Origin of the sequence: Vibrio sp. WZ-1 (assembly GCF_052037695.1) — a bacterium.
GTDB lineage: Bacteria > Pseudomonadota > Gammaproteobacteria > Enterobacterales > Vibrionaceae > Vibrio.
This window is the reverse complement of sequence record NZ_JBQEQR010000053.1, coordinates 1-19,382: the sequence shown is the minus strand read 5'-3', so window position 1 is coordinate 19,382 and position 19,382 is coordinate 1. Positions and strand designations below refer to the sequence as shown.

Annotated in this window: 22 protein-coding genes; 10 read left to right on the top strand and 12 right to left on the bottom strand. The window is 46.2% G+C overall.

What is annotated here, in order from left to right; all coding sequences use genetic code 11:
- Window positions 1-33: 33 nt before the first annotated feature.
- From ccoG to ACTS60_RS04130, 3 genes are all read right to left on the bottom strand, one after another.
- A complete protein-coding gene (gene ccoG / locus ACTS60_RS04140; protein ID WP_440887247.1) occupies window positions 34-1,455 on the bottom strand; it encodes a cytochrome c oxidase accessory protein CcoG in 1,422 nt (473 codons plus the stop codon).
- Window positions 1,456-1,763: 308 nt separating this feature from the next.
- Complete coding sequence (locus ACTS60_RS04135) at window positions 1,764-2,030, bottom strand: YihD family protein (protein ID WP_440887246.1); 267 nt, start codon at window positions 2,028-2,030, stop codon at window positions 1,764-1,766.
- A gap of 121 nt (window positions 2,031-2,151) precedes the next feature.
- Window positions 2,152-2,319 carry a hypothetical protein gene (locus ACTS60_RS04130; RefSeq protein ID WP_440887245.1) on the bottom strand — a complete coding sequence of 56 codons (168 nt, stop codon included), beginning with the start codon at window positions 2,317-2,319 and terminating at the stop codon, window positions 2,152-2,154.
- 295 nt (window positions 2,320-2,614) lie between these two features.
- Here ACTS60_RS04130 and ACTS60_RS04125 point away from each other — a divergent pair, with 295 nt between their 5' ends.
- Complete coding sequence (locus ACTS60_RS04125; RefSeq protein ID WP_440887244.1) at window positions 2,615-3,421, top strand: sporulation protein; 807 nt, start codon at window positions 2,615-2,617, stop codon at window positions 3,419-3,421.
- A 72-nt stretch (window positions 3,422-3,493) separates the two neighbouring features.
- Window positions 3,494-4,147 (top strand): PAQR family membrane homeostasis protein TrhA, encoded by a 654-nt coding sequence (gene trhA / locus ACTS60_RS04120; RefSeq protein ID WP_440887243.1) that lies wholly within the window; start codon window positions 3,494-3,496, stop codon window positions 4,145-4,147.
- Between the two features lie 32 nt (window positions 4,148-4,179).
- Here trhA and ACTS60_RS04115 read toward each other — a convergent pair whose 3' ends face one another.
- From ACTS60_RS04115 to def, 6 genes are all read right to left on the bottom strand, one after another.
- Window positions 4,180-4,809, bottom strand: a complete 630-nt coding sequence (locus ACTS60_RS04115) for a DUF3157 family protein (RefSeq protein WP_440887242.1) — start codon at window positions 4,807-4,809, stop codon at window positions 4,180-4,182.
- 25 nt (window positions 4,810-4,834) lie between these two features.
- On the bottom strand, window positions 4,835-6,280 hold the full coding sequence (locus tag ACTS60_RS04110) for a TrkH family potassium uptake protein (protein ID WP_440887241.1): 1,446 nt from the start codon (window positions 6,278-6,280) through the stop codon (window positions 4,835-4,837).
- Between the two features lie 9 nt (window positions 6,281-6,289).
- Complete coding sequence (trkA, locus tag ACTS60_RS04105; protein ID WP_440887240.1) at window positions 6,290-7,666, bottom strand: Trk system potassium transporter TrkA; 1,377 nt, start codon at window positions 7,664-7,666, stop codon at window positions 6,290-6,292.
- Between the two features lie 64 nt (window positions 7,667-7,730).
- Window positions 7,731-9,014 carry a 16S rRNA (cytosine(967)-C(5))-methyltransferase RsmB gene (gene rsmB, locus ACTS60_RS04100; protein WP_440887239.1) on the bottom strand — a complete coding sequence of 428 codons (1,284 nt, stop codon included), beginning with the start codon at window positions 9,012-9,014 and terminating at the stop codon, window positions 7,731-7,733.
- An 81-nt stretch (window positions 9,015-9,095) separates the two neighbouring features.
- Complete coding sequence (gene fmt / locus ACTS60_RS04095) at window positions 9,096-10,043, bottom strand: methionyl-tRNA formyltransferase (RefSeq protein ID WP_440887238.1); 948 nt, start codon at window positions 10,041-10,043, stop codon at window positions 9,096-9,098.
- Window positions 10,044-10,076: 33 nt separating this feature from the next.
- Window positions 10,077-10,595, bottom strand: a complete 519-nt coding sequence (gene def / locus ACTS60_RS04090) for a peptide deformylase (RefSeq protein WP_440887237.1) — start codon at window positions 10,593-10,595, stop codon at window positions 10,077-10,079.
- 138 nt (window positions 10,596-10,733) lie between these two features.
- Here def and ACTS60_RS04085 point away from each other — a divergent pair, with 138 nt between their 5' ends.
- Genes ACTS60_RS04085 through ACTS60_RS04070 form a run of 4 tightly spaced genes read left to right on the top strand, consistent with a single transcriptional unit; the run spans window position 10,734 to window position 13,993 of the window.
- Window positions 10,734-11,828 carry a LysM peptidoglycan-binding domain-containing protein gene (locus tag ACTS60_RS04085; RefSeq protein ID WP_440887236.1) on the top strand — a complete coding sequence of 365 codons (1,095 nt, stop codon included), beginning with the start codon at window positions 10,734-10,736 and terminating at the stop codon, window positions 11,826-11,828.
- On the top strand, window positions 11,812-12,918 hold the full coding sequence (dprA, locus tag ACTS60_RS04080) for a DNA-processing protein DprA (protein WP_440887235.1): 1,107 nt from the start codon (window positions 11,812-11,814) through the stop codon (window positions 12,916-12,918). The genes ACTS60_RS04085 and dprA overlap by 17 nt, the downstream gene beginning before the upstream one ends.
- A gap of 2 nt (window positions 12,919-12,920) precedes the next feature.
- Window positions 12,921-13,400: a DUF494 family protein gene (locus tag ACTS60_RS04075; protein WP_440887234.1), complete on the top strand. Its 480-nt coding sequence runs from the start codon at window positions 12,921-12,923 to the stop codon at window positions 13,398-13,400.
- Window positions 13,401-13,423: 23 nt separating this feature from the next.
- Window positions 13,424-13,993: a DNA topoisomerase family protein gene (locus tag ACTS60_RS04070; protein ID WP_440887233.1), complete on the top strand. Its 570-nt coding sequence runs from the start codon at window positions 13,424-13,426 to the stop codon at window positions 13,991-13,993.
- A 64-nt stretch (window positions 13,994-14,057) separates the two neighbouring features.
- Here the strand turns inward: ACTS60_RS04070 and ACTS60_RS04065 are convergent, their stop codons facing one another.
- Window positions 14,058-15,191: a 5-(carboxyamino)imidazole ribonucleotide synthase gene (locus tag ACTS60_RS04065; protein ID WP_440887232.1), complete on the bottom strand. Its 1,134-nt coding sequence runs from the start codon at window positions 15,189-15,191 to the stop codon at window positions 14,058-14,060.
- A gap of 4 nt (window positions 15,192-15,195) precedes the next feature.
- On the bottom strand, window positions 15,196-15,681 hold the full coding sequence (gene purE, locus ACTS60_RS04060) for a 5-(carboxyamino)imidazole ribonucleotide mutase (protein ID WP_440887231.1): 486 nt from the start codon (window positions 15,679-15,681) through the stop codon (window positions 15,196-15,198).
- Between the two features lie 200 nt (window positions 15,682-15,881).
- Here purE and ACTS60_RS04055 point away from each other — a divergent pair, with 200 nt between their 5' ends.
- The 4 genes from ACTS60_RS04055 (at window position 15,882) to ACTS60_RS04040 (ending at window position 18,578) form a co-directional block, all read left to right on the top strand.
- The gene (locus tag ACTS60_RS04055) at window positions 15,882-16,439 is read left to right on the top strand and encodes an L-threonylcarbamoyladenylate synthase (RefSeq protein ID WP_440887230.1); all 558 of its coding nucleotides are present in this window, start codon (window positions 15,882-15,884) and stop codon (window positions 16,437-16,439) included.
- A 34-nt stretch (window positions 16,440-16,473) separates the two neighbouring features.
- Window positions 16,474-17,391: an oxygen-dependent coproporphyrinogen oxidase gene (gene hemF, locus ACTS60_RS04050; protein WP_440887229.1), complete on the top strand. Its 918-nt coding sequence runs from the start codon at window positions 16,474-16,476 to the stop codon at window positions 17,389-17,391.
- Between the two features lie 86 nt (window positions 17,392-17,477).
- Window positions 17,478-18,311 carry a shikimate dehydrogenase gene (gene aroE / locus ACTS60_RS04045; protein ID WP_440887228.1) on the top strand — a complete coding sequence of 278 codons (834 nt, stop codon included), beginning with the start codon at window positions 17,478-17,480 and terminating at the stop codon, window positions 18,309-18,311.
- Window positions 18,312-18,314: 3 nt separating this feature from the next.
- Complete coding sequence (locus ACTS60_RS04040) at window positions 18,315-18,578, top strand: DUF1488 domain-containing protein (protein ID WP_440887227.1); 264 nt, start codon at window positions 18,315-18,317, stop codon at window positions 18,576-18,578.
- 14 nt (window positions 18,579-18,592) lie between these two features.
- On the opposite strand, the gene ACTS60_RS04035 is transcribed toward ACTS60_RS04040, so the two are convergent.
- Window positions 18,593-19,144, bottom strand: coding sequence for a gamma carbonic anhydrase family protein (locus ACTS60_RS04035; protein ID WP_440887226.1), 552 nt, complete (start codon window positions 19,142-19,144; stop codon window positions 18,593-18,595).
- Window positions 19,145-19,382: the final 238 nt, after the last annotated feature.

The following is a 19,382-nucleotide window of genomic DNA, read 5'->3' as shown; positions in this document are numbered from 1 at the left end:
CATTACTGAGCCTTTTTCCATTGGTCATCGAAGTTATAGCTTCTTGATAAATCGGCTTTCTACTTCAATGGTGAATTCGTTGCTCTTATCGGTGAGTATAAACTGAATTGTTGTGATCGCAGAGTCTAGCTTGTCAGGATCTGCGCCAAGGCTCATTGGTAAGTTCAATACTTCGCCTGGCTCAACTTGGATGGTTTGCTTCCCATACCAACTAACGTCACTTAACCCTTCTACCTCCAAGTTGTATTCTTGAACTTGTTGGGTCTTGTTGATGACTTTGAGAGTATAGGTGTTTTCCACTTCACCTGAGCTATTTACTCGGAACAGTTGGTTGCGGTCACGAATGACACTCAACCCTGCTGGGTCAACAGCTGCTATCTGGGCGAAGAATAAACCAATCATCATCAACAATACGGCACCATAACCAAGCAGTTTCGGTCGCATCACTTTGGTGTGTTTACCTGATAGACGATGCTCTGTGGTGTAGTTGATCAAACCTTTTTCATAACCCATGCGATCCATCGTTTGGTTGCATGCGTCAATACAAGCGCCACAGTTGATGCATTCGTACTGTAATCCATCACGAATATCGATCCCTGTTGGACATACTTGAACACATAAATCACAGTCAATACAGTCACCTAAACCCAATTGCTTTGGGTCGGCTTTGCGTGAGCGTGGGCCTCGCTTCTCTCCGCGTTTAGTGTCGTAGCCAACGATGAAGGTATCCTTATCAAACATAGCGGATTGGAAGCGTGCGTACGGGCACATGTGAAGGCAGACAATAGAGCGCATCCAACCAGCATTAGCATAGGTACAAACCGCAAAGAAGAGAACCCAAAAAACCGGCCAGAAGCTGGCATTAAAGGTGAAGAAATCTACCACTAGGTGTTTGACTGGAACGAAGTAGCCAACAAAAGTAAAACCAGTGGCAAGTGCAATCGCGAGCCACGCTATGTGCTTGATGGTTTTTCGCATCGCCAGATTCGCAGTGATCTTATTTGAATCTTGTTTGCGGCGCTTATTGGCACTTCCTTCAAGTTTTTCTTCAAACCAAATATACATGAAGGTCCAAACTGTCTGGGGGCATAAGTAACCACACCAAACTCGACCTAAGAAGGTAGTGATAAAGAACAACCCAAACGCGGCAATCATAAACAGCAGTGCAAGTAGGGTTAGGTCTTGTGGATAAAGAGTCGTGCCAAAAAAGTTAAACTGTTGGTGGCCAATGTCTAAGAGTATTGCTTGGCGCTCTCCGTAAGGAATCCACGGAACCAGTGCAAACAACAATAGCAAAAACCAACCACCATAACGGCGCAACTTTTGGAAGGTGCCTTTGCTTTCTCGTACGTAAATTCGGTTGTTGGGGTTGAAACGATCCCCTTTTCCCTTATGAGTCTTGGGGTTAAAGGTTTTTGGAGTCACATCTTTAATATCGATCTTGTCCTGACTCATGTATACATCCTTCTTTGGGCTTTTATAATGTACGGCGACACTTCTGTCGATGTCGCTCGATGACATTGCTGCTTCGTCCACGCCATTATTCATGACTGAACATAATTATTTTAGTAAGTACTGATGAACGGCGATTATACAATCAATAACAATTCCGTTTCTTTAACGTAGTCAACGTTTAACAACAAAAGTCAGTACAGTTAACCTGATAAATGACTGAACAGTTATAACTAGCTTTTGAACTGTTTGCTTTAGTTATAAAAAAAGCGACTCAAGTGAGTCGCTTAATCAATGTTGGCTTGAGTCGCTTATTTGATGAGGCCGCGTGCGCGTAAGATTGCGGTTTTAAAATCATCTTCTTGGTCTTTTTTTAGACCAGGGATCATTTCGTCTTTGCTGCTGTTGCGCATTTTAAGATGGTAGATCAAAACATCGTCGGTTAGATCTTCCAGTTTACCTTCATAGCCAGCTTCATTTGCCAGTTTCATGATGAACTGCAGTAGGTTCATTTCTTGGTCTTTGTGCCACTCAGGCTCTAGTAGCTCAAGTAGCTCTTCAATACGATGACACTTCATTTCTTTCTCCACAGATTTTATAGGTGTTATTTGCTACTAAAGGTATCAAATTGCTTGGCGAACACCAAATAGGAAAAGGGGAGACCAAAGAAAAAAGCGCGGTGATTTCCGCGCTTTTTAATTAAGCTGCTTTGATAACTTTGTTTGGAACACTTGGCATAACCGCTGTCTTCTCAACCAGAGTCATTGCTGGCGCAACTTGTTTTGCCTTAAACGCAGTAGTGAAACCACTGCGACGGCGCATTGCACTACGATTAGTGTGTGCGAACCTGACTGTTGTTGGGCGCATTTAATAACCTAACTGCCAGGCATATCCATTGCCAATGTAATGGCCTGATGCATTATGAGTTGAGCTTCAACTGCTTGAAGGGTGGCTCTTTTGGCTCTCGCCAATCCAAATAATGAATCAGGAATAATGATATGCATGCATATCATGTATAGGTTAGCACTCCTGCTATAATTGGTCGATACTTGAGCAATTGAAATCGTTCAATTTTGCTATTTTCTTTCGAAGAACTGAGGTGAAAAGTTTGTTTTACCACCATGATCAACAGTAGTATGAGATTTCGACAAAGGAGGTGCGTATGTCATTTTTGAAAAAGACATTGGCGAGTTTTGGAATCGGCAGCGCCAAGGTAGATTCAGTTCTTAATCAGGATGTGCTTTATCCTGGCCAAAGTGTTGATATCTCAATTCACGTTTATGGTGGATCCAGTGATCAGGCGATTGATAACATCGATTTGAAGTTATGCTGTCGATACATCGCGGAAGTCCCTGATGATCGTGGTGCTCGTGAAGGCCATAGCTTACGCCGTCTTCCACAAACCCATGTTCTAGCAAATTGGACTTTACCTTACGCTTTTACCATACATCCAAGTGAAGAGCGTACTTTTGAAGTAAAGCTGGATGTGCCTTGGAATACTCCTGTTACCATTGGTGATGCCAAAGTCTGGTTAGAAACTGGGTTGGATGTTGCGATGGCGCTCGACCCTACCGACAAAGATATTCTTACCGTCAGACCCGACCCACTCATGGATGCGGTGTTATCTGCTTTTGAATCGCAAGGTTTGCGCATTCGCCAAGTTGAGTGTGAAGAAGTGAAAGGCTTCGATCTACCATTTGTGCAAGAGTTTGAGATGGTACCAACCGACGGCCCGTATCATGGTGTATGGCGTGAGTTGGAGTTTGTTGCCCATCGTGATGAGCAAAACCTTAAACTCTGGTTTGAGGTTGATCGTACTCGTAGTGGTGCGAGCGGTATGCTGGCTAGCTTACTTGGTAGCGGCAAACTCAAGCGTGAGCTGAGCATTCCGGTGAACACTAAGCTGGAAGAAGTCGGTCCGATGATTCTGAATTACTTAGAACAAACGACGGCAGCGCCCGAGTTTTAATTTAAGCTTACACGTGTAAGCTTAATGTGACATACTAGAGTTAACATTCAAAACTCTAGTATAGGCGCGTTGATGTCTTCACCTCAGAAAGCACAATACAGTCAGGGCGAAGAACTGGCCAACTCCATTACTCATGGTATCGGGATGATTTTCGGTATTGTTGGGCTGGTTTTACTGCTGATAAAAGCGGTCAACCAGCAAGCTGATGCGCTGACTATTACTAGCATGGCGATCTATGGTTCAAGTATGATCGTCTTGTTTCTCGCCTCGACTCTCTACCATGCGATTCCGTCTCCTAAAGCCAAGCGTTGGCTAAAGACCTTTGACCATTGCGCCATTTATTTGCTGATTGCGGGTAGTTATACGCCGTTTTTATTGGTGAGTCTGCGTACCCCACTGGCAATAGGATTGATGATTGTGATTTGGACCATTGCCCTGATCGGCATCATCATGAAAGTCGCATTTGTTTACCGGTTTAAGAAGCTGTCTTTGATGACTTACTTAGTGATGGGCTGGCTATCGTTGATCGTGATTTACCAACTGGCGATAAATCTGGATATTGGTGGTTTGACGCTTTTAGCAGCGGGTGGCTTGGTGTACTCGATAGGGGTGATTTTTTACGTTGCTAAGCGAATTCCGTTCAATCACGCAATTTGGCACGGCTTTGTGTTGGCGGGTTGTGTGTGTCACTTCTTTGCGATTTATTACTTTGTCGAGCCTATCTAGCTGATAGGTTCGACAAAGCATCCACTATCGCATTAGCGAGTTTTCACTTCCAACACTTCAGCTGAGAACTGGTATTGCTGCGATTGTGGTACTGCCAGTTTGATCACTTTCCCTTGTTCGGCTTGCTGTGGGCGTAGGTAAGTATCAGCGATTCGCTTAATAGATTGCCAAACAGTAACGCTCTCTTTCGCCAACTGCTTACCAGACATATCGAATACCTGTACTTCTACTTCAACCTGAATGACCGATTGTGAGCTTTGGTTGGTGATAGAAGTCGGTAGAACTAGCTCACCGTCTTCGTAGCTTGCAGAACCAATCAAGACATCCACACCCGAATCAGACAGCTGCATGGTTGGCTTCTTCGCGTTTATAACAACAGTAGTACCGACTTTCTTGTTTACGACGGGAATTGCTGCAATCTCAGGTGCTTTAGTGGTTTGCATGGTAACCGCTTCAACAGCAGTTGTTGAAGCCACGACTGCCGCAGCTTCTACAGCCTCAACTTTTTCTAATGTGCTTTCCGGCTCAGCTTTCTTTACGACGTATTCCCATGTGAAGTCATCATTCAGTTTTACTTCACGTCCATCTGCTAGTTGCACGACCTCTGCCGCGTAAACCGATGAGGTGGCGAGTAGGGTCGCCAGAGTGATCCATGTTTTCATTGTTATACCTTTTGTTTGAGTCTGTTTAACGGCGCCAAAACGCAGGGAAGAACAGCACAAGAATAGTCAGAATTTCTAGGCGCCCCAGCAACATACCAAAGCTTAATAGCCATTTTGCGGTATCTGGTAGAGGTGCAAAGTTGCCTGTTGGACCAATCACGCTGCCCATGCCAGGACCTACGTTTGCGACTGCGGTAATTGAACCAGAAATACTGGTCAGCGGATCAAGACCGAGTGCACTTAAGCAACCTGCGATAAAGATGATGGTGATAAAGAACATTAAACCAAACGCAACAACAGAGCGAACAATGTCATCGTTCACTGGGCGCTGGTTGTAGCGCTGAACGAATACACCTGATGGGTGGATGAGTTTCATGATCTGCTTATTGAGCAGGGTCATTGCGATTTGGAAACGGAAGATCTTAATTCCGCCAGCGGTTGAGCCTGAACACGCGCCTGCCATCATCAAGAAGGCAAATAGTGTGGTTGGCAACGCGCCCCATGCAGTGAAGTCTTCTAGACCAAAACCTGTTGTGGTGACGACTGAGACAATGTTAAACATTGAAACGCGCAGTGCATCCAAAATGGTGTAGCCATCGCGGATAACTAACCAAGCAGACACAACCAAACTCGAGAACAAAAATAGATAGGCAAAGCCGCGAACCTGCGCATCTTTCACCAATACATCGATACTACGTTTGCGCAATGCGACGACGAAAAGTAGAAATGGCAACCCACCAAGGAACATAAAGGTAGTGGCAACCCAATGTGCACCGTTAGAGAAGTGGTTCATTGAACCGTCAGACGTTGAGTAACCGCCCGTCGAGAGGGTCGTGAAGGCGTGATTGATCGCTTCAAACAGGTTCATGCCTGTTAGCAAGTAGCCCACGATACACAAGCCAGTTAGCATCAAATACACCAATACGATGTTCTTCGCGACGGTTTTCGCTCTCGGGCTGCTTTTATCAGACCAATCAGAGGATTCAGTTTGGAACAGCTTCATACCACCAACGTTAAGCATTGGTAGGATAGCAACCGCCATTACGATAAAGCCTATACCACCAAGCCATTGCAGGATGGAGCGCCACAATAAGATGCTCGGAGCCATATCGTCTAATCCACTTAACACGGTTGAGCCTGTGGTGGTGATACCAGACATGGTCTCGAAGTAGGCATCGGTAAAGCTGATATGGTTAATGAACACAAATGGTAACGCAGCGAAGGCACTAGCGATGGTCCATACCAAACTGGTGATAAGGAACATATCACGGACACTAAGCTTGAACTTAGCCGTTCGACCAATCGTCAAACAGATGAATGCGGCTAGGTGGGTGATCACTACGGACTGAGCGAAATCAAGGAATCCGCCTGTACCGGTGAAAAACGCGACCAAAGTCGGCACGTACATAAAAAGGGCCAGTTTGGATAAAACCAGCCCGATAACAAACAGTACGGGACGTAAGTTGACCATAGGAAAATCCTAGAGGAAGAATGGACTCGGCTGGAACAGCGCTTCGACGTCTGGTACGTACTTTTTGTCGACCAGGAACATCACGACGTGGTCATCTTGTTCGATGACAGTGCGATCGTGTGCGATAAGTACTTCTTCGCCACGAACGATAGCACCAATGGTGGTTCCTGGTGGGAGTTTGATATCGCCAATCGCACGACCGACTACTTTAGACGTGGTTTCGTCACCGTGTGCAACGGCTTCGATGGCTTCTGCCGCGCCACGACGCAGAGAGGATACGTTAACAATATCAGCACGACGAACGTGCGTCAGTAGAGCCGAAATGGTCGCTTGCTGAGGTGAGATCGCCACATCAATCGCACCACCTTGTACAAGATCGACATAAGCTCCACGCTGGATCAGCACCATCACTTTTTTCGCGCCCATGCGTTTTGCCAACATCGCTGACATGATGTTGGTTTCGTCTTCGTTGGTTAACGCAATGAAGACATCTACTTGGTCGATGTTTTCTTCGGTCAGCAGCTCTTGGTCTGCTGCGTCACCACAGAAAACGATGGTGTTTTCTAGTTGCTCAGACAGCTTCTCTGCACGCTGATAGTTACGCTCGATCAGCTTCACGCTGTAAGTTTGCTCAAGGCGTTTGGCTAAGCTAGCACCGATGTTACCACCACCAACAATCATGATGCGGCGGTATGGTTTTTCTAGGCGTTGAAGCTCACTCATTACCGAGCGAATGTGGTTGCTTGCAGCCACGAAGAACACTTCATCATCGGCTTCAATGATGGTGGTGCCTTGTGGACGAATCGGACGTCCTTGACGGAAAATAGCAGCAACACGAGTATCGATGTGCGGCATGTGTTCACGTAGGGCAGACAGAGCATTACCAACCAAGGGGCCACCATAGTAAGCTTTTACGGCCACTAGGCTGACTTTCTGCTCGGCAAAGCTTACCACTTGCAGTGCACCTGGGTATTGGATGAGACGTTCGATGTAGCTGGTCACCAACTCTTCTGGTGCAATAAGGTGATCGACAGGGATGGCACCAGATTTAAACAACGCTTCTTTTTCTGCTAGGTATTCTGGAGAACGAATACGTGCAACGCGGTTTGGCGTGTTGTATAGAGTGAAAGCAACCTGACAAGCGGCCATATTGGTTTCATCGGTGTTGGTTACTGCGACGAGCATGTCGGCATCTTGTGCCCCCGCTTCATGCAGTACGTCTGGATGACTGGCGTGACCGTTAACCACTCGTAAGTCGTATTTGTCTTGCAACTCACGCAGTCGGTCGCCATTTTTGTCGACGATGGTGATGTCGTTATTCTCACCAACTAGGTTTTCCGCCAATGTGCCGCCAACCTGACCTGCACCAAGAATAATGATTTTCATACTCTTTACTCGTTATCTGAAAAAGGCGATTGAATTCACTTCAATCGCCCTATTTAGCATGCTGTTACGCGTGTTTTTTTGTTAGCACTGCGTAGTAGAAACCATCCATATCTTCTTCACCTGGCAGAATCTGACGACCAGGTTGCTTTGGATCGGAGTCCATCAATTGCGCATCAGCAGTACGTGCTAAGAACGCTTTTACTTGTTCCACGTTTTCTTGTGGTGTGATTGAACAAGTTGCGTAAACCATGGTGCCGCCAGGTTTCAGCTGCGTCCACATTGCGTCGAAAATCTCGCTCTGTAGCTCAGCAAGTGCGGCAATATCATCAGCACGACGTAGCCATTTGATGTCTGGGTGGCGACGAATTACCCCCGTCGCAGAACACGGTGCATCTAACAAGATGCGATCAAATTGTTCGCCCTGCCACCATTCTTGAGGATTACGCGCATCGCCGCAAACCACTTTTGCCTGAAGGTTGAGACGCTTCAGGTTTTCGTGCACACGTTTAAGACGCGTATCATCGCAGTCGATGGCAACCACTTCGCTGCCAGACGTACGCTCAAGAATGTGCGCTGTCTTACCACCCGGTGCTGCACAGCAGTCTAGGATCAGCTCGCCATCTTTTGGCTCTAGGTAATTAATCGACAGTTGCGCCGCTGCATCTTGTACCGATACCCAACCTTTTTCAAAGCCCGGTAGTTTCATCACGTCGCATGGCGCGGCCAATTTTAGGGCGTCCATTGCTTGTGTGTGTGGCGTGCTATCAATGTTTTCATTTTTGAGTAGCGCAAGGTAGTCATCACGAGTGTGGTGCTGGTGGTTTACACGCAGCCACATTGGCGCTTTCTGGTTGTTGGCTTCAACAATGCTTTCCCACTGCTCTGGGTAAGCTTCTTGCAGCAGTTTAAGTAACCAGCTTGGGTGGCCGTACTTACCCGCATTGTTGCTGACCGCCATTTGGTCCAGCTCTTCTTGGTTGCGCTGATAGTTACGTAATACGGCGTTGATAAGACCACGCAAGCGGGGGCCTTTCAGCTCTTTAGTACCTTCAACCGTTTCACCCACTGCAGCGTGCGCAGGAATACGCATGAAGCTCAATTGGTAAATACCAACCAAAATCAGGTGATGGAAAACACGTTGTTTGCCTTTTAACGGCTTATCCATCAACTGGTTTGCAATCATTTCTAGGCGAGGGAGGTAACGTAGAGCACCGTAACAGATCTCTTGTAGAAGAGCGTGGTCACGTGGTCGTACGTTTTGTTGAGCCGCTGGAAGAGCGCTTGAAAGTGAGTGGCCCTTGTCGACGACAAGATACAAGACGTTGGCAGCCGCAGCGCGAACATTCATGATGAGTACCTTAAAGTAAAGGAGGGCATCTCTGCCCTCTAAAAGTTCGTATTATTGGTCTTTGACACTATTGCCTGGTTTTTAAACCAGTTGAGTGCCAACTTCAAACCAAGATGCACGTGAGTTCAGAATATCTTGAACTGACATGGCTTTTTTACCCGGAACTTGCAGTTGTTCCAGTACCAGTGTGCCATTGCCTGTCGCAACATAAATACCGGTTTTATCTGCTTGCACAATAGTGCCCGCTGGCTTGTCACTGGTTTGTTCCGCCACACGGCTTTGCCATACTTTGATGCTGTTTTCAGCCGCTTCAAAGTGGCTCATTGGCCATGGGTTGAATGCGCGAACGCAACGCTCAATGTGTGCCGCGTCGTCATTCCAATCGATGCGCGCTTCTTCTTTACTCAGTTTCTTCGCGTAGTTTGCTAGCTCGTCATCTTGCTTCACTGGTTCTGCTTTGCCAGTCGCAATGTCCGTTAAACAATCGGTCAGAGCATCAGGGCCTAAGCCTGCAAGCTTCTCGTACATTGATGCACTGGTGTCATTCGCTTCAATCGGCAGTGTTGCGATTTTCAGCATGTCACCTGTATCTAGGCCGATGTCCATCTGCATGATGGTCACGCCGGTTTCTGCATCGCCAGCCCAGATTGAGCGCTGGATAGGTGCTGCGCCGCGCCAGCGAGGAAGAATCGAACCATGAACGTTAATACAGCCTAGTTTAGGCGTGTCTAGCACAACTTGTGGAAGCAATAGACCGTAAGCCACCACTACCATGATGTCGGCGTTCAGATCGGCAAGCTCTTGCTTTGCTTCGTCTGATTTGAAGTTTTCTGGTTGGTAAACCGGAATATCGTGCTCTAGTGCGATGGTTTTTACTGGGCTTGCAGTAAGTTTTTTACCACGGCCAGCAGGGCGGTCTGGTTGAGTGTAAACCGCAATTACTTCGTGCTCCGAAGACAACAACGCCGCCAAATGACGGGCGGCGAAATCCGGAGTACCTGCAAAGACAATACGTAAAGACTGACTCAAGGTAGGCTTCCTTCTAATTAAATTGTATCGAGATTAAGCGCTTTGCTGTTTCTCGTTAAAGCGTTTGATTTTTGCTAGCTTGTCTTGAATACGTTTACGCTTCAATGGCGATAGGTAATCAACGAACAATTTACCCATTAAATGGTCTAGTTCGTGTTGAACACAGATTGCTAGTAGATCATCAGCATCAAAAGTGAATTCGTTGCCATCACGATCTAGGGCTTTAACTGTCACTTCTGCTGCGCGAGGCACAAGTGCACGAGCGCCAGGTACCGATAGACAACCTTCTTCAATGCCATCTTCGCCACGCTTTTCCAGAATCTCTGGGTTGATCAGCACCATTGGCTCATCACGAGTTTCTGAAATATCAATCACTACGATACGTTTGTGGATATCAACCTGCGTTGCAGCCAGGCCAATACCTTCTTCGTCGTACATGGTTTCAATCATGTCATCGACGATTTTTTGAATCTCAGGTGTCACCTCTTCTACAGGCTTTGCAACGGTACGCAGGCGATCATCTGGGAATGTTAATACTTGTAATACAGACATATTCACTCGAAATATTGAACTGTGCCGTAACAGCACAAACCTTGTTGGCTCAATTCTAGACATTTTATGACCTAAATGACAGCATCCCGGTACCAATTTCCATACCGACAACTGCCAAACAGACCAAGGGACCGGGTCATGAATCGAATTTTTTGCAGTGTTTCTCGCATTGTGTTGCCGTTACTTTTTTCTTTCGGTGCGGTAGCAAGCACGGATTCCCAACCACTTACCATCAAAGGTGATGCCCCCAAAACGTATGTTGTAGTCAAAGGTGACACGCTTTGGGATATTTCAGCGCTGTACCTTGATAGTCCTTGGTTATGGCCTCGTTTGTGGCAGGTGAACCCAGAAATTGATAACCCGCACCTGATTTACCCAGGCGACAAATTATCTTTAGTGTGGATCAACGGTCAGCCAGTATTAAGCTTAAAACCAGTTAAAAAATTGAGCCCTAAAGTGAGGGTTACTGAAAAAAAAGCGGTGCCGACAATTGAAGAAGGTTTGGTACTTCCTTATTTGAATTCAGACCGATTAGTTGAGCGTAGCGAGCTAGAGAATGCTGCAAAAGTGATGGGTAGCAGTAGAGGACGTAAGTACTTTACCAGTGAAGAAGTGTTGTATATCAGTGGGGCTCAAACGGATCAGAATTGGGCTATTTACCGACCTGTAGATGAGTACGATAGAGAAGATATTTCGATATCTGCAACAGCTTTAAAATTGGTTGCGAAAGGACGCTTAGTTTTGTCTCAAAACGACTTTTCGAGCATCAGAATTATGAGTCAACGCCAGGAGATTGAGCGCAACGATATTGCTCTACCAATTGAGCCCGTAGAAAACCGTAACCTTTCAACCACCTTTTACCCGCAACCAGCTCCCGCAAATATATCGGCAAAAATCTTAGGGAATATTGAAGGAGTTAGGTTTAGCTCTACGAATCAAGTTGTCGTCTTGGGGGTAGGTACGCAAGATAATTTACGGCAGGGAAGTATGCTAAACCTGATGGAAGATGCCCATGTTATCTATCAAAACGGTGATGGCTATACAAAAGATGGTAACTTGTTTGATTCCGAAGTCATGCTGCCTAAGAGTAAAGTTGGTGAGCTCCTTGTTATCCGCCCTTACGAATATTTTAGCCTTGCACTGATCACCAATAGCACTAAGCCGATAAATAAAGAGGTATCAGTGGTTTCTCCTCTGATGGAGGAACCTGCCACTAATGAAACCACACAATGATATTGACCTCGCAGCCTGGCTAAAACTGAGCTGTTTGCCAGGCATTGGTGGCGTTAAAATGAATAAGCTGTTGAGTAAAGACACGCCGAGTAATATTGTCCAATACTCAACTGAGCAACTTCAGCTTTTGGGCTTTACAGCGAAGCAGTTACAAGTATGGGCAGAGGTCGACAAAGAAGTTGATGCTTGTCTTTCCTGGGCGCAAGCGTCTTCTCATCATATTCTTACTTTAACGGATCCTCTTTATCCACCGCTCCTTAAGCAAGTCGTCGCGCCGCCTCCTTTATTATTTGTAAAGGGAGAAGCGAGTTGTTTATCTCAGCCCCAAATTGCCATGGTTGGCAGTCGTAATGCCAGTGTTGATGGATTACATCATGCAAGAAGCTTTGCATCTGACTTGGTGCAACATGATTTTATTGTAACCAGCGGCTTGGCGTTGGGCATTGATGGTCATGCACATGATGGCGCGCTTATGGCTGGTGGCAAAACAGTTGCTGTGCTGGGCTCTGGGTTAGAGCAAGTGTACCCCGCCAGACATCGAAATTTAGCGCAACGAGTGATGGAGAGTGGTGCGCTAGTCTCTGAATTTCGTCCTGATGCGAAACCGCGTGCTGAAAACTTTCCTCGCCGCAATCGAATTATTAGTGGTTTGTCATTGGGAGTGCTGGTGGTGGAAGCGGCTGAAAAAAGTGGCTCCTTGATAACCGCACGTTACGCCTTAGAGCAAGGGCGTGAAGTATTTGCTCTACCTGCTTCTATTAATGCACCCAACGCCAGTGGTGGCAATCAATTGATTCGTAACGGAGCTTGCCTCGTACAAACTACTCAAGATGTGTTAAATGAAATACAGTCACTGCTCGACTGGTCTATTAATCAGAGCTTAGATTTATTTTCTGCGCCAATTGATGAAGAAGAATTGCCATTTCCTCAGCTGTTAGCTAACGTAGGAAATGAGGCTACACCAGTTGATATTCTTGCAAACAGGACCAATATACCTGTCCAAGAAGTCATGATGCAGCTCTTAGAGCTTGAGCTTTCAGGGCATGTTGTTGCAGTATCCGGTGGCTATATTCGAAAGGGGAGGGGCTAGCTATGATGATGGATATACTTATGTATCTGTTTGAAACCTACATCCATAGCGATGCAGATTTACAGGTCGATCAAGACGAGTTGGAAGACGAATTGCTTCGTGCAGGTTTCCAGCAAAAAGACATCTACAAAGCCCTTGTCTGGTTAGAAGAACTGGCGGCGTTGCAACAAAGCGATGCGCATTCAGCGATTTCAACCTGCATTGCTGCGGCGTCGACACGTATCTATACCGCATCTGAGATGCAGCGTTTGGATATGGAATGTCGTGGTTTCTTATTGTTCCTAGAGCAAATCAATGTTCTGACCACAGAAACGCGTGAGATGGTTATCGACCGTGTCATGGGGCTTGAAACCAATGAGTTTGAGCTTGAGGACCTTAAATGGATTATCTTGATGGTACTGTTTAATGTTCCGGGTAACGAGAACGCCTACACGCTGATGGAAGAGCTGCTATACACCAAGGAACAAGGTATTCTTCATTAATATCTTCTGCTTGAGCGGTGAGTATGAGTAGTAAAATAGATCACAGCCTTTTCTCGGCACACGAACATGCGCTTGAGCGCGAACCGTGTCCTAAGTGCGGTGGGGAAGTTTCGCTTAAGCATGGCAAACATGGCCCTTTTTTAGGTTGTAGCCAGTATCCAAGTTGCGATTACATTAAGCCATTACACAGCAATGACGGCCACATCGTCAAAGAGTTAGGTGTGCCTTGTCCAGAGTGTGGTAATGAGTTGGTTCTCCGCCAGGGGCGCTACGGTATGTTCGTCGGTTGCAGCCATTACCCAGAATGTCATCATATTGAGTCGATTAACCAACCTGAGCCTGAGCAACAAGCAAAAGAGTTACATGCTTGCCCTGAATGCGGCAAAGGACATTTGGTTGAGCGTAAGACCCGATTTGGTAAAACATTTTATGCGTGTGATAACTATCCGAAGTGCAAGTTTGCAGTGAACTTGCCGCCTGTAAGAGGCCGCTGCGAGGAATGTGGATTTACCTTGTTGGTAGAAAAGAAACTTGCCAGCGGGGTTAAACTGCAATGCGCGAGTCGTAAGTGCCAGCATACTCAATCACAATAACCTTCAGTACGAATTAAAAAGGGTCGCATCATGCGACCCTTTTGCTATTTATTCCGATGCTATTCTATGCTTGCCACTGCTTGGCAAATTCATGCACAGCAGGGAAAGCCTGTTCATCCAAAACATCTGTTAATGCACAGAGTTTGCGATTAAGTTCGCCAGTGTAGTCACCACATACGTTGATGTGACCCATCTTGCGACCGACACGTTTTTCTTTGCCGTACCAATGAATGTGGCAACCATCCATCGCTAGCAATGCTTCTGGTAGTGTGTCTTCACCAAGAATATTAATCATCGAGGTTTCACGAACCAACTTCGTGCTACCCAAAGGCATGCCACACACGGCGCGGAGATGGTTCTCAAACTGACAAGTTTCTGCACCCTGTTGAGTCCAGTGACCAGAGTTGTGTACGCGTGGTGCGATTTCATTAACCAGTAAAGTACCGTCAACGTCGAAGAACTCCAGCGCTAGCACACCAACGTAGTTCAAGCTGTTGGCAACGGCCGTGAACATCTGTTTTGCTTGCTCTTGCAACTCTGGCGCATCTATCGCAGTAGAAAGACTCAATACACCATTGGTGTGAACGTTCTCTGCCAGAGGGTACACTTCAACACTGCCCTCTTTACTACGTGCACCAACCAGTGAAACTTCGCGGTTAAAGGGGACAAATTCCTCAGCAACAATCGCTTGAGTTGGTGTTGCCGCAATGCACTCTGCCATCTCTGTCCAAATGTCTTTGACTTGAGAAGTTTCTTTTAAACGCCACTGGCCTTTGCCATCGTAACCACCCAAGGCACTTTTCAGAACCATTGGCATACCAACGTGTTCAATGGCGCGGTCAAAGTCTTCACGAGTTTCGATGACGTAGTATTTCGCGTTACGTACGCCAGCATCATCAAGCAATGCTTTTTCAATGCGGCGATCACCGCCTGCTTTGATGGCTTGCGTACTTGGTAGGAACTTGCCGCTCGTTTCGCATACATCAAGCACGTCATGAGGGATGTGCTCAAACTCAGCAGTAATAACGTCGACTTGTTCAATCGCATTCTCTAAGCCGTTGCCGATCACGTGCTGAGTCAGTGGATGCACGATATTACCGCTACTCACATCGTAAGCTGAAATTTGAATATTCAGTGGCGCACCAGCCAGAGACATCATACGGGCCAGCTGACCCGCACCAAGAACCAGTACATGCATCTGATTAATCCTCAGCAGGGTTTGGGTTCGCCAATACGGTTTCCGTTTGTTCGTTACGGAACGCTTCGACTTTTGCCATGATCGTTTCATCATGTGTACCAAGGATTTGAGCAGCCAGAATGCCTGCGTTTGCTGCGCCTGCTTCACCAATAGCCAATGTGCCTACCGCAATACCCTTTGGCATTTGTACTATAGAAAGCAGTGAGTCCATGCCTTTTAGTGCACGAGATTGAACAGGGACGCCAAGTACCGGAACGCTAGTAAATGCTGCTGCCATGCCTGGTAGGTGAGCTGCACCGCCCGCACCTGCGATGATGACTTTAATGCCGCGTTCTTTGGCGCTGGTTGCGTAATCAGCCAATAGTTGAGGAGTACGGTGAGCTGACACCACCTTTGTTTCGTAAGACACGCCAAATTGATCCAGCATGTCCGCTGCTAGTTTCATGGTTGGCCAATCTGATTTAGAACCCATGATGATACCGACTTTCATCTCAAACTCCTTCAAGCTGCAAAATTAGGTGAGCTGATAAATTTGTGCGCATTATACGGGGATTTTTATCTCAAGCAAACGTTTGCGTGTGTTTGTAAATGCTATTGATACATTTTATAAACAAATTGCTTTAGTCTCTGAGAATGAATATTTGTACACTTAGTACAAACACAACAAACAATACTATCAGGAAGTCATCAGTGGATAACTTTGAACAGGTGCTAGAGGCACTACAAACAGGCGAGGTGATTGCCTATCCAACAGAAGGGGTATTTGGTGTTGGCTGTGACCCAGATAACCCAGAAGCGATTCAAAAGCTGCTAGAGCTAAAACAGCGTCCAGTAGAGAAAGGTTTAATCCTAATTGCTGCGAGTTATGAGCAGCTTCTGCCTTACATTGATGAATCTCAGCTTACTCAAGAGCAGTTAGATAAAGTCCATGCAACTTGGCCAGGTCCATACACGTGGATCATGCCAGCAAGTGACAAAGTTTCTCACTGGGTATCGGGGCAATTTGATTCAATCGCAGTGCGTGTGACGAATCATCCTTTAGTACAAAAGATATGTAATGCGTTCGGAAAGCCGCTAACCTCTACCAGCGCGAATCTTACTGGTCTGCCTCCTTGTATGACGACGGAAGAAGTCGAAGAACAGTTAGGCGATAGACTTGTGGCGATCTTACGTGGTGAAACCAGCGGTCGTGACAAGCCTAGTGAAATTCGTGATGCTAAAACCTCGCAAATATTAAGACAGGGCTAACCCTGCTAGTCAGCAATCAATAGGTATTACACGTATGTCAGCAATCGATAAGCACGCCGTAAAGCAGTTCTTGATGTCCCTTCAGGATTCCATTTGCCAGCAGTTAGAACAAGAAGATGGAAAGGCCGTCTTTGTCGAAGATGCATGGCAACGTGAAAAAGGAGGGCGTCTTGGTGGCGGTGGCCGTACTCGCGTATTGCGTGATGGCCATATCTTCGAGCAGGGGGGAGTGAACTTCTCTCATGTAGAAGGTAATGAAATGCCAGCGTCTGCGACGGCGCATCGTCCAGAGTTAGCTGGTCGTCGTTTTGAAGCGATGGGTGTTTCCTTGGTTATTCACCCTAAAAACCCTTATGTACCTACTTCACATGCCAATGTCCGCTTCTTTATTGCAGAGAAAGACGGTGAAGACCCAATCTGGTGGTTTGGTGGTGGTTTTGACCTAACGCCTTTCTACCCATTTGAAGAAGACTGCCAATCATGGCACGACACAGCAAAACAGCTTTGTGCGCCATTTGGTGACGAAGTTTACCCAGAGCACAAAGCGTGGTGTGATAAATACTTCTTCCTTCCACATCGACATGAAACTCGTGGTGTTGGTGGTCTGTTCTTTGATGACTTAAATCATTGGGAGTTTGACAAGTGTTTTGACTATATCAAAGCGGTTGGCAAAGGTTATTGCCAAGCTTACTTACCAATCGTATCTCGTCGTAAAGATATTGAATACGGTGAGCGCGAGCGTGAGTTCCAACTGTACCGTCGTGGTCGCTATGTTGAGTTCAACCTAGTATATGACCGCGGCACGCTATTTGGCTTGCAAAGTGGTGGACGGACAGAGTCTATTCTTATGTCGATGCCGCCTCTTGTGCGTTGGGAGTACAGTTATGAGCCACAGGTGGGTTCTCCAGAAGCTGAACTTTACGAGCGATACCTAACGCCGCGAGAGTGGTAAGCGCTGAATCTCCTTTTCTATATAGATAGATAGTGATAGGGTCATCGGTAATCAGATGGCCCTGTTTTCTATATAAAGGTAAGGAAATGACTCAGCAAATTGATCGTTATGCCGTGTTTGGTAATCCTATTGGACACAGCAAGTCGCCATTCATTCACACCTTGTTTGCTCGTCAAACCAATCAGTCATTGGTGTACACCGCAGAAACCGCCCCTGTTGATGGTTTTGTTGAAGCTGCGAAAGCGTTTTTCGCTGACGGTGGGAAAGGGTGTAACGTGACATTACCTTTTAAAGAAGATGCTTATCGATTTGCCAACCGTCTTACCGAGCGAGCGGAGTTAGCAGGTGCTGTGAATACGCTGAAGAAGCTGGATGACGGAGAAATCATTGGTGACAACACTGATGGCGCGGGCTTGGTACAAGACCTACTGCAGCATCAAGTTGTATTGGAAGGTGCGCGAATTCTGATCATTGGCGCTGGTGGTGCTGCGCGTGGTGTGATTAAACCACTCCTAGATCAGAAGCCTGCTTCTTTGACTATTACTAACCGTACTTTTAGTAAAGCACAACAGCTTGCAGACCTATTCGAGTCACACGGCTCTATCGTAGCGAAAGAGATGACTACAATAGAAGAAGCGTACGATGTGATTATTAACTCAACTTCTGCTTCATTAAGCGGCGAGTTGCCCGCGATCTCCTCTGCTATCTTTTCCACTAACAGCACTAGCTACGACATGATGTATGGGAAAGGGTTAACAAGCTTTAACCTGTGGGCGAAAGAGCACGGTGCGGCTCATGCTTATGATGGTCTTGGAATGTTGGTCGGACAGGCGGCTGAAAGCTTTATGTTATGGCGTGGCTTGCGTCCCGGCGCAAAACAAATTCTCAGAGAATTAAGAAAGAACCTTGAAGGTCTATAAGCGATGAACCAATCTATTCTATTCCCAGACATGCAGTCGTGGGATGAAGCATCTCAATCGGTAAACTTTGCCGCTCAACAGTCTGGCGCATTGATTGAGTGCTACGTAACCAAACAAAAATTAGAAAAGCTGAGTGGCTCAGCTATAGATAATGAGCAAGCAGCCATTGAGGCTTTCGTTGATTTTCGCTTTGATCTAGAAGAAATCGCAGAAGAGTTAATAGAAGATGAAGCCTTCAACGAAGAAGGCCATATCATCATCGACTAGCTGTTTGGTTTTAACTAACCTTGGATGTCTTCGACTTCAGTTAAGTAGTCATTTTTGTTTTGCACATAGTTGTTGGCAGACTTTTGTAAGAAAGTTCGCTCTTTCTCTGATAAAGGGCGAGCTTGTTTCACTGGACTTCCCACATATAGATAGCCGCTTTCCAGTCTCTTCCCAGGCGGAACTAAACTGCCAGCCCCTATCATTACATCTGACTCGATAATCACATTATCCAAAACTATCGCACCCATACCGACCAGTACACGATTGTGAATCTCACAGCCGTGCAACATCACTTTGTGTCCAATAGTAACGTCATTACCAATAATTAGTGGATAGCCGTTTGGGTTCTCGGCATTCTTATGAGTTACATGAAGAACACTGCCATCTTGGATATTAGTGCGATCACCAATATGGATATGGTTTACATCACCACGAGCTGCAACGAGTGGCCAAATACTAGAATCGTTGCCAATCCGGATATCACCGACTAAAACAGAGGTTGAGTCTACGTATACACGCTCTCCCAGTTGAGGGCGTATTCCTTTATAACTTCTAATTGAACTCATCTTTACTCCTTATAAAGCGCTAATTACGGTGATATCTAATGAGAAGAGTAGCAAAAACTCGCCTTTTAGAACAAAAAACATTCAAACAATAAAAAAATCAAAAAAAACGTCAAAAAGGGCTTGCCAATGTGATCGCAATCTCTATAATGCCACCTCGCTGACACGGCAACGCTTCGAAAGAAACGAGGTTGAGTTAGCAAGCCAATTAGCCGAGCGGAAACGCTTGAAAAAAGTTTGA

Coding starts and splice junctions, on each gene's coding strand:
- def (WP_440887237.1), bottom strand. CDS start 10,595: ATGTCTGTATTACAAGTATTAACATTCCCAGATGATCGCCTGCGTACC.
- hemF (WP_440887229.1), top strand. CDS start 16,474: ATGTCAGCAATCGATAAGCACGCCGTAAAGCAGTTCTTGATGTCCCTT.
- trkA (WP_440887240.1), bottom strand. CDS start 7,666: ATGAAAATCATTATTCTTGGTGCAGGTCAGGTTGGCGGCACATTGGCG.
- ACTS60_RS04110 (WP_440887241.1), bottom strand. CDS start 6,280: ATGGTCAACTTACGTCCCGTACTGTTTGTTATCGGGCTGGTTTTATCC.
- purE (WP_440887231.1), bottom strand. CDS start 15,681: ATGAAAGTCGGTATCATCATGGGTTCTAAATCAGATTGGCCAACCATG.
- ACTS60_RS04135 (WP_440887246.1), bottom strand. CDS start 2,030: ATGAAGTGTCATCGTATTGAAGAGCTACTTGAGCTACTAGAGCCTGAG.
- ACTS60_RS04125 (WP_440887244.1), top strand. CDS start 2,615: ATGTCATTTTTGAAAAAGACATTGGCGAGTTTTGGAATCGGCAGCGCC.
- rsmB (WP_440887239.1), bottom strand. CDS start 9,014: ATGAATGTTCGCGCTGCGGCTGCCAACGTCTTGTATCTTGTCGTCGAC.
- ACTS60_RS04130 (WP_440887245.1), bottom strand. CDS start 2,319: ATGCGCCCAACAACAGTCAGGTTCGCACACACTAATCGTAGTGCAATG.
- ACTS60_RS04035 (WP_440887226.1), bottom strand. CDS start 19,144: ATGAGTTCAATTAGAAGTTATAAAGGAATACGCCCTCAACTGGGAGAG.
- aroE (WP_440887228.1), top strand. CDS start 17,478: ATGACTCAGCAAATTGATCGTTATGCCGTGTTTGGTAATCCTATTGGA.
- ACTS60_RS04075 (WP_440887234.1), top strand. CDS start 12,921: ATGATGATGGATATACTTATGTATCTGTTTGAAACCTACATCCATAGC.
- ACTS60_RS04065 (WP_440887232.1), bottom strand. CDS start 15,191: ATGCATGTACTGGTTCTTGGTGCGGGTCAGCTGGCCCGTATGATGTCT.
- ACTS60_RS04115 (WP_440887242.1), bottom strand. CDS start 4,809: ATGAAAACATGGATCACTCTGGCGACCCTACTCGCCACCTCATCGGTT.
- dprA (WP_440887235.1), top strand. CDS start 11,812: ATGAAACCACACAATGATATTGACCTCGCAGCCTGGCTAAAACTGAGC.
- ACTS60_RS04040 (WP_440887227.1), top strand. CDS start 18,315: ATGAACCAATCTATTCTATTCCCAGACATGCAGTCGTGGGATGAAGCA.
- trhA (WP_440887243.1), top strand. CDS start 3,494: ATGTCTTCACCTCAGAAAGCACAATACAGTCAGGGCGAAGAACTGGCC.
- ACTS60_RS04085 (WP_440887236.1), top strand. CDS start 10,734: ATGAATCGAATTTTTTGCAGTGTTTCTCGCATTGTGTTGCCGTTACTT.
- ACTS60_RS04070 (WP_440887233.1), top strand. CDS start 13,424: ATGAGTAGTAAAATAGATCACAGCCTTTTCTCGGCACACGAACATGCG.
- ccoG (WP_440887247.1), bottom strand. CDS start 1,455: ATGAGTCAGGACAAGATCGATATTAAAGATGTGACTCCAAAAACCTTT.